9 protein-coding genes, 2 tRNA genes and 3 pseudogenes are annotated in these 14,350 nt (G+C 63.0%); 1 reads left to right on the top strand and 13 read right to left on the bottom strand.

Annotated elements, in window-relative coordinates:
- Positions 1-111: 111 nt before the first annotated feature.
- The 11 genes and pseudogenes from sucD to sdhC form a co-directional block, all read right to left on the bottom strand.
- Positions 112-983 (bottom strand): annotated as a pseudogene (gene sucD, locus CN538_RS14100) (succinate--CoA ligase subunit alpha).
- A complete protein-coding gene (gene sucC / locus CN538_RS14095; protein WP_106419844.1) occupies positions 983-2,149 on the bottom strand; it encodes an ADP-forming succinate--CoA ligase subunit beta in 1,167 nt (388 codons plus the stop codon). The pseudogene sucD and the gene sucC overlap by 1 nt, the downstream one beginning before the upstream one ends.
- A gap of 118 nt (positions 2,150-2,267) precedes the next feature.
- Positions 2,268-2,606, bottom strand: coding sequence for an NAD(P)/FAD-dependent oxidoreductase (locus tag CN538_RS23125; protein WP_242495795.1), 339 nt, complete (start codon positions 2,604-2,606; stop codon positions 2,268-2,270).
- A 159-nt stretch (positions 2,607-2,765) separates the two neighbouring features.
- Positions 2,766-3,398: pseudogene (locus CN538_RS23120) on the bottom strand (FAD-dependent oxidoreductase); the annotation flags it as partial.
- A complete protein-coding gene (locus CN538_RS23115) occupies positions 3,337-3,612 on the bottom strand; it encodes a hypothetical protein (RefSeq protein ID WP_242495137.1) in 276 nt (91 codons plus the stop codon). The pseudogene CN538_RS23120 and the gene CN538_RS23115, both read right to left, overlap by 62 nt.
- Positions 3,613-3,710: 98 nt before the next feature.
- A complete protein-coding gene (gene odhB, locus CN538_RS14085; protein ID WP_106419843.1) occupies positions 3,711-5,396 on the bottom strand; it encodes a 2-oxoglutarate dehydrogenase complex dihydrolipoyllysine-residue succinyltransferase in 1,686 nt (561 codons plus the stop codon).
- A 51-nt stretch (positions 5,397-5,447) separates the two neighbouring features.
- Positions 5,448-8,277 (bottom strand): annotated as a pseudogene (locus tag CN538_RS14080) (2-oxoglutarate dehydrogenase E1 component).
- Positions 8,278-8,536: 259 nt separating this feature from the next.
- Positions 8,537-9,247, bottom strand: a complete 711-nt coding sequence (locus CN538_RS14075) for a succinate dehydrogenase iron-sulfur subunit (RefSeq protein ID WP_035470655.1) — start codon at positions 9,245-9,247, stop codon at positions 8,537-8,539.
- Between the two features lie 14 nt (positions 9,248-9,261).
- Positions 9,262-11,034 (bottom strand): succinate dehydrogenase flavoprotein subunit, encoded by a 1,773-nt coding sequence (gene sdhA / locus CN538_RS14070; protein WP_106419842.1) that lies wholly within the window; start codon positions 11,032-11,034, stop codon positions 9,262-9,264.
- A 3-nt stretch (positions 11,035-11,037) separates the two neighbouring features.
- Complete coding sequence (sdhD, locus tag CN538_RS14065; protein WP_035470653.1) at positions 11,038-11,385, bottom strand: succinate dehydrogenase, hydrophobic membrane anchor protein; 348 nt, start codon at positions 11,383-11,385, stop codon at positions 11,038-11,040.
- Positions 11,379-11,756, bottom strand: coding sequence for a succinate dehydrogenase, cytochrome b556 subunit (sdhC, locus tag CN538_RS14060; RefSeq protein ID WP_106419841.1), 378 nt, complete (start codon positions 11,754-11,756; stop codon positions 11,379-11,381). The genes sdhD and sdhC overlap by 7 nt, the downstream gene beginning before the upstream one ends.
- Before the next feature lie 663 nt (positions 11,757-12,419).
- Between sdhC and gltA the strand changes: the two genes are divergently transcribed.
- The gene (gltA, locus tag CN538_RS14055; RefSeq protein WP_106419840.1) at positions 12,420-13,628 is read left to right on the top strand and encodes a citrate synthase; all 1,209 of its coding nucleotides are present in this window, start codon (positions 12,420-12,422) and stop codon (positions 13,626-13,628) included.
- Positions 13,629-14,082: 454 nt separating this feature from the next.
- On the opposite strand, the gene CN538_RS14050 is transcribed toward gltA, so the two are convergent.
- Together CN538_RS14050 and CN538_RS14045 are read right to left on the bottom strand one after the other, a co-directional pair.
- Positions 14,083-14,158 (bottom strand) — tRNA-Glu (locus tag CN538_RS14050).
- Between the two features lie 31 nt (positions 14,159-14,189).
- Positions 14,190-14,265: transfer RNA gene (locus tag CN538_RS14045), tRNA-Ala, on the bottom strand.
- Between the last annotated feature and the right edge of the window lie 85 nt (positions 14,266-14,350).

Raw genomic sequence — 14,350 nt, 5'->3', positions numbered from 1 at the left:
GCGACAGCGCCGCCGGCTCAACGCCTGATATAGCCAGCCAGAACGCAAACGGCCCGCCAGGCAGTGCCTGGCGGGCCGTCGTTGCAGCGCAAGTATCGCGCCGTGAAGCGCTTACCAGCCGGTAACGGCTTTCAGCGCATCACCGATCTCGGCGAGCGAACGCACGGTCTTGACCCCGGCGTCTTCCAGCGCGGCGAATTTCTCGTCCGCGGTGCCCTTGCCACCGGAGATGATCGCACCGGCATGGCCCATGCGCTTGCCCGGAGGCGCGGTGACACCGGCGATGTAAGAGACCACCGGCTTGGAGACGTTGGCCTTGATGTAAGCCGCGGCTTCCTCTTCGGCGGTACCGCCGATCTCACCAATCATCACGATCGCTTCGGTCTGCGGATCCTTCTCGAACATCTCGAGGATGTCGATGAAGGTGGACCCCGGAATCGGGTCGCCGCCGATGCCCACGCAGGTGGACTGCCGAAGCCGTGATCGGTGGTCTGCTTGACCGCTTCGTAGGTCAGGGTGCCGGAGCGCGACACGATACCGACCTTGCCCGGCTTGTGGATGTGACCCGGCATGATGCCGATCTTGGTCTCACCCGGGGTGATCACGCCGGGGCAGTTGGGGCCGATCAGGCGCACGCCCAGCTCGTCACACTTGACCTTGACGTCGAGCATGTCCAGCGTCGGGATACCTTCGGTGATGCACACGATCAGCTTGATGCCGGCGTTGGCGGCTTCGAGGATCGAGTCCTTGCAGAAGGCAGCGGGCACGTAGATCACGCTGGCCTCGGCGCCGGTCTGCTCGACCGCTTCCTTGACGGTATTGAACACCGGCAGGCCCAGGTGCTCCTGGCCGCCCTTGCCCGGGGTGACGCCGCCGACCATGTTGGTGCCGTAGGCGATCGCTTGCTCGGAGTGGAAGGTCCCCTGGCCACCGGTGAAGCCCTGGCAGATGACCTTGGTGCTCTTGTCGATCAGGATACTCATTACTTGCCCTCCGCCGCTTTGACGACCTGCTGAGCCGCGTCAGTCAGGCTGGTAGCAGCGATGATGTTCAGACCGCTGGAGGCCAGCTTCTCGGCACCCAGCTCGGCGTTGTTACCTTCCAGACGCACCACGACCGGCACGTTGACGCCGACCTGCTCGACGGCACCGATGATGCCTTCGGCGATCATGTCGCAACGCACGATGCCGCCGAAGATGTTGACCAGCACGGCCTTGACGTTGGTGTCGGAGAGAATGATCTTGAACGCTTCCGCCACCCGCTCCTTGGTCGCGCCGCCACCGACGTCGAGGAAGTTGGCCGGACTGCCGCCGTTCAGGTTGACGATGTCCATGGTGCCCATGGCCAGACCGGCACCGTTGACCATGCAGCCGATGTTACCGTCGAGGGCGACGTAGTTGAGTTCCCACTCTTGGGCGTGGGCTTCACGCTCGTCTTCCTGCGACGGATCGCGCATCGCCTGCAGGTCCGGGTGACGGTAGAGGGCGTTGGCGTCCAGGTTGATCTTGGCGTCGAGGCAGTGGAGATTGCCTTCGTCGGTGATCACCAGCGGGTTGATCTCCAGCAGGGCCAGATCCTTGTCGTGGAACAGCTTGGAGAGACCCAGGAAGATCTTGGTGAACTGCTTGATCTGGTCCTTGTTCAGACCCAGCTGGAAAGCCAGCTCACGCGCCTGGTAAGGCTGTGCGCCGACCAGCGGATCGATCTCGGCCTTGAGGATCTTCTCGGGCGTCTCTTCGGCGACCTTCTCGATCTCGACACCGCCCTCGGTGGAGGCCATGAAGACCACACGACGGGTGGCGCGATCGACCACGGCACCCAGGTAGAGCTCGCTGGCGATGTCGGTGCAGTTCTCGACCAGAATCTTGGCGACCGGCTGACCTTTTTCGTCGGTCTGGTAGGTCACCAGGTTCTTGCCCAGCCACTGCTCGGCGAATGCCTTGGCTTCTTCCGGGCTCTTGATCAGCTTGACGCCACCGGCCTTGCCGCGGCCGCCCGCGTGAACCTGGGCCTTGACGACCCACTTGTCGCCACCGATTTTCTTGCAGGCCTGTGCCGCTTCTTCGGGGGTGTCGACGGCGAAGCCTTTGGACACCGGAAGACCGTAATCGGCAAACAGTTGCTTGCCCTGATACTCGTGAAGGTTCATCGATTCATGCCATTAGGTTGCATGTGACTCGAATGGCAGGGGCCGCTGAAAGGCCCCCGCCCCCGTGCCGCTCCGAAACCAGAACGGCACCTCTAGCAAGATGCGCGAAGCGTGTGACTTACTTGCGTTTCTTGCGGTTGGCCATGTGAATGGCGTGACCGTCGACGGCCAGCGCCGCTTCGTGGACCGCTTCGGAAAGTGTCGGGTGAGCGAAGCAGGTCAGGGCCAGATCCTCGGCGCTGGAGCCGAACTCCATGGCAATGACGCCCTGGGCGATCAGCTCGCCGGCGTGCTGACCGAGGATGTGCACACCGAGAATGCGGTCGGTCTTGGCGTCGGCGACGACCTTGACCATGCCTTCCGGGGCGTTGTTGGCGAGCGCACGACCGCTGGCGGAGAACGGGAAGGTGCCGGTGCTGACGTCGATCCCCTGCTCCTTGGCCTGCTGCTCGTTCATGCCGACCCAGGCCACTTCCGGCGCGGTGTAGATGACGCTGGGGATGGTGTCGTAGTTCATCTCCGGCTTCTGCCCGGCGATGATGTCGGCGACCATCACGCCCTCTTCCGAGGCCTTGTGCGCCAGCATCGGCCCGCGCACCACGTCACCGATGGCATAGACGCCGGAGACGCTGGTGCGGCACTGGTCGTCGACGCGGATGAAGCCGCGCTCGTCGAGCTTCACGCCGGCGCCATCGTCGAGCAGCTTGTCGGTGTAGGGCTTGCGGCCGACACAAACGATCAGCTTGTCGAAGGTCTGCTCCTGCTCGCCGCGTCGCTGTCGGTGTACTGGACCACGACTTCGCGCTTGTCGCCCTTACCCTTGACCTCGGAGCCGGTGACGCGAGCGCCCAGCTTGATGTCCAGGCCCTGCTTCTTGAGCAGTCAGGGTCTCCTTGGAGATCGCCTGGTCGACCATCGGCAGGAAGCTGTCGAGCGCTTCGAGCACGGTCACTTCACTGCCCAGACGGCTCCATACGCTGCCCAGCTCGAGACCGATGACGCCGGCCCCGATCACGCCCAGACGCTTGGGCGCTTCACTGAAACTCGAGCGCACCGGCGGAGTCGCGATGATGTCATCGGTCATCGGTGCCGGCGGAATGTTCACCGGCACCGAGCCGGAAGCGATGATGACGTTGTCGGCGGCGTAGGTCTGGCTCTTGCCATCGTGGCCGGTCACTTCGACCTGCTTACCGTCGAGCAGCTTGCCGGTACCTTCCAGCGCGGTGACGCCGTTGGACTTGAACAGCATGCTGATACCGCCGGTGTTCTTGGCGATGACGCTGTTCTTGAACTCCCATCATCTTCTTGACGTCGGTGGCGACGTCGCCGACGTTGATGCCGATCTCGGCATAGTGGTCACGCGTCTCGACGAACTTGTGCGAGGTCTCGAGCAGCGCCTTGGACGGGATACAGCCCACGTTGAGGCAGGTGCCGCCGTGGACGGTCTTGCCTTCCTTGTTCACCCACTTCTCGACACAGGCCGTCTTGAGGCCCCAGTTGCGCGGCGCGGATCGCGGCCACGTAGCCACCAGGGCCGGCGCCAATGACGATCACATCGAATTTATCGGCCATGAAAGATTTCCTGTTCGTCTCGTGTGCCATCCGCCGAGGCGGCCCCGGCGGATCCGAATGTCGGGCGGTCGATGTCCAGCAGCAGACGCGCCGGGTCCTCGAGCAGCGACTTGATCGCCACCAGGAACTGGACCGCATCCTTGCCGTCGATCATGCGGTGATCGTAGGAGACCGCCAGATACATCATCGGGCGGATCTCGACCTTGCCGTTGACCGCCATCGGACGCTCCTGGATCTTGTGCATGCCCAGGATCGCGGTCTGCGGCGGATTGAGGATCGGCGTCGACATCAGCGAGCCGAAGATACCGCCGTTGGTGATGGTGAAGGTGCCGCCCTGCATGTCTTCGATGCCGAGCTTGCCATCGCGGCCGCGGCTACCGAAGTCGCCGATCGCCTTCTCGATATCGGCCAGCTTCATGCTGTCGGTATCACGCAGGACCGGCACCACCAGACCCCGCGGGGTGGAGACGGCGACGCCGATGTCCTGGTAGCCGTGATAGACGATGTCGGTACCGTCGATCGAGGCGTTGACGTCGGGGAAGCGCTTGAGCGCCTCGGTCGCCGCCTTGACGAAGAAGCCCATGAAACCGAGCTTGACGTCGTGGGCCTTCTGGAAGGTGTCCTTGTACTGGCTGCGCAGCGCCATCACCGCGCTCATGTCCACCTCGTTGTAGGTGGTGAGCATGGCCGCGGTCTGCTGGGCCTGGACCAGGCGCTTGGCGATGGTCTGACGCAGGCGGCTCATCGGCACGCGCTGCTCGGGCCGCTCGCCCTCGACCGCGGGAGCGGCCTTGGGTGCAGCAGCCGACTTGTCGGCCTTGGGCGCGGCGGACTTCTTGGCCGAACCGCTGTCGATGGCCTTCTGAACGTCTTCCTTCAGGACGCGACCGCCCTTACCGGTGCCTTCGATCTTGGCCACGTCGAGATCGTTCTCGGCTGCCAGCTTGCGCGCTGCCGGTGCGAGGATCTTGCCGTCGACCTTGGCATCCGCCTCGCCGTCGTCGTCGCTGGCGGCCTGCTCGGCGAGTGCATCATCGCTGTCAGCACCCTCGGCACCTTCGCTGAACACCGCCAGCAGCGCCTCGGATTCTACCTGCTCGCCCTCCTGGACCTTGATCTCGGCCAGGGCGCCATCGGCCGGCGCGACCACTTCCAGCACGACCTTGTCGGTCTCGATCTCGGCCAGCACCTCGTCGCGCTTGACCGCTTCGCCGACCTTCTTGGTCCAGCTGGCGACGGTGCCTTCCTGCACCGACTCCGGGAAGCTCGGCGCCTTGACCTCGTGCTGCTTGCCACCACCGGCCGGCTTCTTGGCAGACGACTTCTTGTCGGCCTTGGCGTCATCGGACTTGGCATCGCCACCCTTGGCGTCACCCGACTTGGCATCGTCGGCACTGGTGTCGCCGGTCTTGGCGTCGCCACCCTTGCCACCTTCGCCGGCGGCGCCGAGCACGCCCAGCACCTGCTCGGACTCGCAGGTATCACCCTCTTCGATCTTGATCTCGGAGAGCGTGCCGGCTTCCGGCGCCACCACTTCCAGAACCACCTTGTCGGTCTCGATCTCGACGATCAGTTCATCGCGCTCGACGCTGTCGCCCACCTTCTTGTGCCAGGTGGCAACGGTTCCCTCGGCAACGGATTCGGGGAAAGTCGGCGCTTTGATATCAGTAGCCATGTTGTATCCTTAATCTCTTCTCTGTCGCGTCTGTTCCGGCAGCATGGCGCCTCAGGCGTTGAAGGCGTCGTCGACCAGCTGGCTCTGTTGTGCCACGTGGACCGACATGTAGCCTGCGGCGGGCGCGGCGGATGCCGGACGACCCGCGAACTTGAGGCTGTGGTCCAACCCTTCGCGCACCATGCTCGCCACCAGGCGAAGATGATGCTGGCTCTGATACCAGGCGCCCTGGTTGAGCGGCTCTTCCTGACACCAGACGACCTGTTCCAGGTTCGGAAAGGCCTTGAGCGCGTCGAACAGCTCTTCCTTGGGGAAGGGGTAGAGCTGCTCGACACGAATGATCGCGGTATCGTCACGCTGATTCTCGGCGCGGTAGCTGGCCAGATCGTAGTAGACCTTGCCCGAGCAGATGACTGCCCGCTTGACCGCCTGCGGATCGCGCTCGCCGATGTCCGGGATGACCATCTGGAAGCGGCCGTCGGACAGCTCTTCCATGGTCGACGTGGCATCCTTGTGACGCAGCAGACTCTTGGGCGACATCACGATCAGCGGCTTGCGCAGCGGACGGATCACCTGGCGCCGCAGCAGATGGAAGATCTGCGCCGGAGTAGTCGGCACGCACACCTGCATGTTGTGCTCGGCGCACAGCTGCAGGAAGCGCTCGAGACGCGCGGAGGAGTGCTCCGGCCCCTGGCCTTCGTAACCGTGCGGCAGCAGCAGCGTCAGCCCGCACAGACGTGCCCACTTCGACTCGCCCGAGGAGATGAACTGGTCGACCACGACCTGAGCGCCGTTGAAGAAGTCCCCGAACTGGGCCTCCCAGATGATCGCGCATTGGCGTAGTGGTAGCGTAGCGTACTCGAACGCCAGCACCGCCTCCTCAGAGAGGAAGGAGTCGTGGATGGTGAAGTTCGGCTGCCCTTCCTTGATGCTGCAGCGGAATGTAGGTCGAGCCGTCTTCCTGGTTGTGGACCACGGCGTGGCGGTGGGAGAAGGTCCCGCGGCCGGCGTCCTGGCCGGTCAGTCGCACCGGATGGTCGGCGTCGACCAGGGTGGCGTAGGCCAGGGTCTCGGCGAAGCCCCAGTTGAGCGGCTGGTTGCCGGCGAGCATCTTGCGACGCTCTTCGTAGACCCGTGATACCTGGCGCTGAACCTCGACCCCGTTGGGAATCTCGCTCATCTTCTGCGCCAGCTGACGCAGGTGTTCGAGATCGCAGCTGGTATCGGTGTCACCGCTCCACTCGTGGCCCAGGTACGGGGTCCAGTCGACGAACAGGCCGGTGTTGGGCTGTTTCACCAGCGCATTGGCGACGTGATTGCCGGCCAGCAGATCGTCGCGATACTGCTCGCCCATCTGCTTGGCCTGCTCCTCGGTGAGCACGCCCTCCTCGATCAGCTGCTCGACGTAGAGCGTGCGCGTCGACTTGTGCGACTTGATCTTGGCGTACATCAGCGGCTGAGTGCCGGAGGGCTCGTCGGCCTCGTTGTGACCGCGCGGCGGTAGCAGACCAGGTCGATGACCACGTCGCGCTTGAACGCCTTGCGATAGTCCACCGCCACCTGGGTCGCATGCAGCACGGCTTCCGGGTCGTCGCCGTTGACGTGGAAGATCGGCGCCTGAACCATCTTGGCGATGTCGGTGCAGTATTCGGTGGAGCGCGCGTCGTCGGGGCGCGACGTGGTGAAACCGACCTGGTTGTTGATCACGATGTGCAGCGTGCCGCCGGTCTTGTAACCGCGGGTCTGCGACATCTGGAAGGTCTCCATGACCACGCCCTGACCGGCGAAGGCGGCATCGCCGTGGATCACCACCGGCAGCACCTGCTCGCCATCGACGTCGTCGCGACGGTCCTGACGCGCGCGCACCGACCCCTCGACCACCGGAGAGACGATCTCCAGGTGGGAGGGGTTGAAGGCCAGTGCCAGGTGCACTTCGCCGCCCGGCGTCATGACGTTGGAGCTGAAGCCCTGGTGATACTTGACGTCACCGGAACCGCGCTCGAGCTGCTTCTTGCCGTCGAACTCGTCGATCAGCTCCGACGGGCTCTTGCCGAGGATATTGACCAGCAGATTGAGACGGCCCCGGTGGGCCATGCCGATGACCACTTCCTTGACGCCGTAGGTACCGCTGCGCTGGATCACCTCGTCCATCATCGGAATGAAGGATTCGCCACCTTCCAGGCCGAAACGCTTGGTACCCGGATACTTGGAGGCGAGGTAGCTTCCAGCCCCTCGGCGGCGGTGAGTCGCTCGAGCAGATGCTCGCGATCGCTCTGGCTGTACTTGGGCTTCGAGCGTACCGACTCGAAGCGCTGCTGCAGCCAGCGCTTCTCCTCGGTGTTGACGATGTGCATGAACTCGCAGCCGATCGCCCGGCAGTAGGTCTGATCCAGCGCCTCGACGATCTCCTTGAGCGGCGCCTCATCCTTGCCCAGGAAGAACGAACCGGTCTGGAACACGGTGTTCATGTCGGCCTGGGTGAGGTCGTGGAAAGAGAGATCGAGGTCGGGCACGGTCTCGGCCTGGCGCAGACCGAGGGGGTCGATGTCGGCGCGCTGATGGCCGCGGAAGCGGTAGGCGTTGATCAGCTGCAGTACCTTGACCTGCTTGCGATTCTCGCTGCTGCCGGCGGTGCTGGGGGCGGCCTGCCCCGGACGACGCTCGCGCGCCAGCTGGTAGAACTGCTCCCGGATGGGGCTCAGGGGGACATCATGAGCGGGGGTACCTTCCAACCGGGCAACTGATCGAAGGCCTGGCGCCACTCGTCGGGCACAGTCGAGGGATCGTTCAGATACTGCTCGTAGAGCGCTTCCACGTAGTGAGCGTTACCGCCGCTCATGTGGGAAGTGCGCCACATCAACTCCATTATGCCTTCTTGCATATCTCGTTCACCCTGCACTGATGGGGTGTTGTCGGCGCCGGTCGCGATCTGCGTCACGGCGTCACTCCGTCACCGTCGCGAGACGGCGTTACGACCATGTAGGCGAAGCGGCGTCATGATCGTTAAAAGCCGGTGCACGAGGCACCGGCCAGCATTCTGATAGTCGGCTCGACTGCGACACGGTGTCGCAGCCGGCGAGCGCGGCACATGATAACAAGCCGCGCGCTACGATTTAAGTCGTAGATGCCCGCGCCCGTGCTCAGGTGGCGTTGGACAGCAGCATTTCCCGAATCTTGCCGATGGCCCGGGTCGGATTGAGACCCTTGGGGCATACCGAGACGCAGTTCATGATGCCGCGGCAGCGGAACAGGCTGAACGGGTCCTCGAGCTCGGCCAGACGCGCCTGGGTGGCGTTGTCGCGCGAGTCGGCGAGGAAACGGTAGGCCTGGAGCAGGCCGGCCGGGCCGACGAACTTGTCCGGGTTCCACCAGAACGACGGGCACGAGGTCGAACAACAAGCGCACAGGATGCACTCGTAGAGGCCGTCGAGCTTGTCGCGCTCCTCCGGCGACTGCAGCCGCTCGATCGCCGGTGCCGCAGTGTCGTTCTGCAGATACGGCTGCATGCGCTCGTACTGCTTGTAGAACAGCCCCATGTCGACCACCAGATCGCGCATGACCGGCAGACCCGGCAGCGGACGCAGCACCAGCTTGTTGTCCTTGACCACCTCGGACAGCGCGGTGATGCAGGCCAGACCGTTCTTGCCGTTCATGTTCATGCCGTCGGAGCCGCAGACCCCTTCGCGGCAGCTACGACGAAAGGCCAGAGAGCTGTCCTGATCCTTGATCATGGTCAGCACGTTGAGAACCATCAGATCGCGCCCCTGGGTGTCGATCTGAAACTCCTGCATATAGGGCGCGGAGTCGGTCTCGGGGTTGTAGCGATATACGGAAACCTGAAGACTGGACATGCGTGACAACCCCCTCAGTAGGTACGGATTTTCGGCTCGAAGGTATCGACCGTCTTCGGCGTGAAGTTGACCTCACGCTTGGTCACGCGCTTGTCACCCGGATGGAACAGCGAGTGCTTGAGCCAGTTGACGTCGTCACGATCCGGATAGTCGTAGCGCGAGTGAGCACCGCGGCTCTCCTTGCGCTCCAGCGCCGCGATGGCGGTCGCTTCGGCCACTTCGAGCAGGTTGTCGAGCTCGAGCGCTTCGACCCGCGCGGTGTTGAAGGCGTTGGACTTGTCACTCAGGTGCGCTTCGGCGATCCGCCCGCGCAGCTCGGCCAGCTTGCTCACGCCCTCCTGCATGTTGTCTTCCTGGCGGAAGACCCCGAAGGCGTTCTGCATGGTGCTCTGCAGCTCGGCCTTGAGCTCGGAGACCGACTCGCCACCGCTGGATTCGTTCCAGCGCGACAGGCGCGCCATGGCGCTGTCGACGTCCGACTGCGAAGCGTCGAGGTAGTCGATACCTTCGTTGAGCGCCTTCTCGATGTAGATGCCCGCAGCGCGACCGAAGACCACCAGGTCGAGCAGCGAGTTACCGCCCAGACGGTTGGCGCCGTGAACCGAGACGCAGGCCGCCTCGCCACACGCGAACAGACCATTGATGATGGCGTCGTTGCCGTCCTTGTCCTGGGTCAGCGCCTGGCCGTGAACGTTGGTCGGAATACCGCCCATCATGTAGTGGCAGGTCGGGGTGACCGGGATCGGCTCCTTGACCGGATCGACGTGAGCGAAAGTCTTGGAGAGTTCGACGATGCCCGGCAGGCGCTTCATCAGCACCTCTTCGCCCAGGTGGTCGAGCTTGAGCATGACGTGGTCGGCGTTCTCGCCACAGCCGCGCCCTTCCAGCACTTCCATGACCATGGCACGGGCGACCACGTCGCGGCCAGCCAGATCCTTGGCGTTGGGCGCGTAGCGCTCCATGAAACGCTCGCCATCCTTGTTGATCAGGTAGCCGCCCTCGCCGCGACAGCCCTCGGTCACCAGACAGCCGGCACCGTGGATACCGGTCGGGTGGAACTGCCACATCTCGATGTCCTGCACCGGGAAGCCGGCGCGCAGCGCCATGCCGATACCGTCACCGGTGTTGATCAGGGCGTTGGTGGTGGAGGCGTAGATACGGCCCGCGCCGCCGGTGGCCAGCACGGTGGCCTTGGACTTGACGTGCACGATTTCACCGGTCTCGATGCACAGCGCGATGCAGCCGACCACGTCGCCATTGGCATTCTTGACCAGATCGATGGCATACCACTCGTCGAGGAACACCGTGTTGTTCTTCAGGTTGTTTTGGTACAGCGTGTGCAGCAGCGCATGGCCGGTACGGTCGGCCGCGGCACAGGTACGTGCCGCCTGGCCGCCCTTGCCGAAATCCTTGGACTGACCGCCGAACGGGCGCTGATAGATGCGGCCGTTGTCGAAGCGCGAGAACGGCAGCCCCATGTGCTCGAGCTCGAAGACCGCCTTGGGGCCCTCGGTGCACATGTATTCGGCAGCGTCCTGGTCAGTGATGTAGTCACCGCCCTTGACGGTGTCGTACATGTGCCAGCGCCAGTCATCGTTGGGGTCGGCAGAGGCAATGGCACAGGTGATGCCACCCTGGGCGGAGACCGTGTGCGAGCGGGTCGGGAAGACCTTGGACAGCACCGCCGTCTTCTTGCCGGACTTGGCCAGCTCGAGCGCCGCGCGCAGGCCGGAACCGCCACCGCCGATGATGATGGCGTCGAATGTCAGGTTTCGCATGGTAGACATGGATCAGGCTCCCCAGAGGACTTGTACGCCCCACACCAGAAAAACGAAGATGGCGAGAATCACGACGGCCTGGAAACCGAAACGCGCGCCGGTGTGCTTGAGGTAGTCGGTGGAGATGGTCCACAGACCGACCCAGGCGTGTGCGGCCATCGAGATGAAGGCCAGCAGCGAGAAGATACGCATCCAGGTCTGCGCGAACAGACCACTCCAGGTGACGTAGTCGAGATTGGGGTGGAACAGCAGATAGGCGACCAGAAACAGCGCGTAGACCGCCAGGACGAGCGCCGAGACGCGCTGGATCAGCCAGTCGGAGAGGCCGCTGCGACCGAGATTCGTGATGTTGGTTACCATACCCAGACTCCTGCCAGAACCACCAGAACAGCGCTGACCACGACCGTGATCTGCGCCTTACGCGTACCGCCTTCGAGATCGACGCCGTAGCCGGCATCCATCAGCAGGTGCTTGATACCGGCCACGAAGTGAAATCCGAGCGCCGAGAGCAGACCCCAGGCGACCAGCTTGGCCAGTACGTTGTGCGCCAGCACATCGCTCACTGTCTCGAACCCCTGCGGCGAGGAGAGCGACTTATCCAGGGCCCAAAAGCCGAAGATCAGCCCGACGAACAGGATGACGCCGGTAACGCGGTGAGTAATGGAGGTCAGTGCGGGGAGTGGAAAGTGGATGGTAGACAGGTCGAGGTTTACTGGACGTTTGCTATTCACGGCTGTTCAACACTCTCTTGACCCAGACGGGTCTGGCCCGTTTGGGCTGTGGTTTTTAGAAGCAGGATCTCGGTCGCGGAACTGGTTTCCCTGCGGCCCAGGCCGAGCTGACGATGCCATATCGCGCGGGAGAAGATTATAGGGTTTGAGGGCCGGCATGACAAACGACTACAACTTTCGTCATGCCCAGAACGACCCCAGACTGCCTGCCCGCGGCACCCGCCAGAAGCGCTGCCCTGCGCCATGACTCCACCCTCTCCGCGGCGGGCCGCCGACGCCACGGCGACACCTCACCTCAGCGACTACACTCCAGATCCCGGCCGCAAGAAGACGCAGCACGGAATCTTCCGCCTGCCGCCCCGGCAGAGCCGCCTCGGCCGAGGCGGCTCTGCCTGTATCAGTATAGCGACAATCCTGGCGGCGTCCGGCATCTCGCCGCGACACATTTAACCGCTGGACGCGGGCAGGCGCGCTGGGCAAGAAACAGGTCACGAGACGCATTGTCAACGCAAAGTGTCGACAATGTGCGAACCCGCTTATAGAAGCCGTTGTCAAACCTGCTTGGCGAATTGACAAACCCTTACGGAAACCTATAGTGGGCGGACTCTTTTTGCCCGCACAGCAGGAAAGACAAAGGGTTATGTCACGATAGGGAGGCCTTACATGGCTGACAGAAAAGCGAAACTTTCCGTCGATGGTGTCGACAAGACGATTGAATTTCCGGTCTATTCCGGCACGCTCGGACCGGATGTCGTCGATGTGCGCAGCCTGACCGGCGAAGGGCTGTTCACCTACGACCCGGGCTTCGTCGCCACCGCCGCCTGCGAGTCGGGCATCACCTACATCGATGGCGCAGCCGGCGTACTGCTTCACCGTGGCTACCCCATCGAGCAGTTGGCCGACAAACTCCAACTATTTGGAACTCAGCTACCTGCTGATGTTCGGCGAACTTCCCACCGCCGAGCAGTACCGCGACTTCTCCGAGACGGTCAGCCGTCACACCATGGTTCACGAGCAGATCGTCAACTTCTACAAGGGCTTCCGTCGCGACGCCATCCGATGGCGATCCTGTGTGGCGTGGTCGGCGGGCTGGCCGCGTTCTACCACGACAACCTCGACATCAACGACGCCGAGCAGCGCCACGTCAGCGCCATCCGCCTGATCGCCAAGATGCCGACGCTGGCCGCCATGTGCCACAAGTACAATATCGGCCAGCCGTTCATGTACCCGCGCAACGACCTCAACTACGCGGAAAACTTCCTCCACATGATGTTCGGCAATCCGTGTGAGAGCTACGAGGTCAATCCGATCATGGCCAAGGCGATGGATCGCATCTTCATGCTCCACGCCGACCACGAGCAGAACGCCTCGACCTCGACGGTACGCCTGACCGGCTCCACCGGCGCCAACCCCTTCGCCTGCATCAGCGCCGGTATCGCCGCACTCTGGGGCCCGGCTCACGGTGGCGCCAACGAGGCGGTACTGGCGATGCTCGACGAGATCGGCGACGACTCCGAAGAGAACATCCAGCGCTTCATCGACAAGGCCAAGGACAAGAACGATCCGTTCAAGCTGATGGGCTTCGGCCACCGGGTCTATCGCAACTTCGACCCGCGCGCCAAGGTGATGAAAGAGACCTGCGACGAGGTGCTCAAAGAACTCGGCATCGCCGACGATCCGCAGCTCAAGATCGCCAAGCGTCTCGAACAGATTGCCCTGGAAGACGAGTACTTCATCGAGCGCAAGCTCTACCCCAACGTCGATTTCTACTCCGGCATCATTCTCAAGGCGATCGGTATTCCGACCAACATGTTCACCGTGATCTTCGCGATGGCGCGTACCGTCGGCTGGATCTCCACTGGAACGAGATGATCAGCAACGGCTATCGCATCGGTCGCCCGCGCCAGCTCTATACCGGCCACGCCAAGCGCGACTACTCCAGCTCGCGCTGACATCCGCGCCCGGGCAGCACTCGCTCAACCGTAACCGCCGATACTATCGGCGGTTTTTTTTGGCCGCAGCAGATGTCCACACATTCTGTGGATAACCCTGTTCAAAACCACCAGATAATGTCACGCAGGCCCCCTGACAGGCGCCCTGAAGACAGATCGATCAAATTTTGATCAACCGCAAAACACTGATTTATAAGGAAAAAGCAGGTTCTACACGCATTTCAGCCGCTTACCCGCGGGTATCGACGACACCATCGGACACAGTGGACAATCAGCCACGTTGTCAAGCGTTATAGAGCGATCGGAAAGGAGTTATCAACAGCCAGCCACGCAGGTTGACGGTCGAAAGGGAGCAGGATGTGGAAAAACAGAAGTGGCGTCCCATAGGGGGTTCGAACCCCTGTTACCGCCGTGAAAGGGCGGTGTCCTAGACCACTAGACGAATGGGACGCAAAGATGCGACATCGGTCGCGATGTTCCTTGGTGGAGCCTAGCGGGATCGAACCGCTGACCTCGACACTGCCAGTGTCGCGCTCTCCCAGCTGAGCTAAGGCCCCGTCTCAGGAACGGGGCGAACTATACGGGTATCTAACTGATCCGTCAACACTTTATTTGAGCGTCGACGGATCTGCCCAAGACCCG

Source organism: Salinicola tamaricis (assembly GCF_003006155.1).
GTDB lineage: Bacteria > Pseudomonadota > Gammaproteobacteria > Pseudomonadales > Halomonadaceae > Salinicola > Salinicola tamaricis.
The sequence above is the reverse complement of the archived record's forward strand: the minus strand, read 5'-3'. Positions and strand labels throughout refer to the sequence as shown.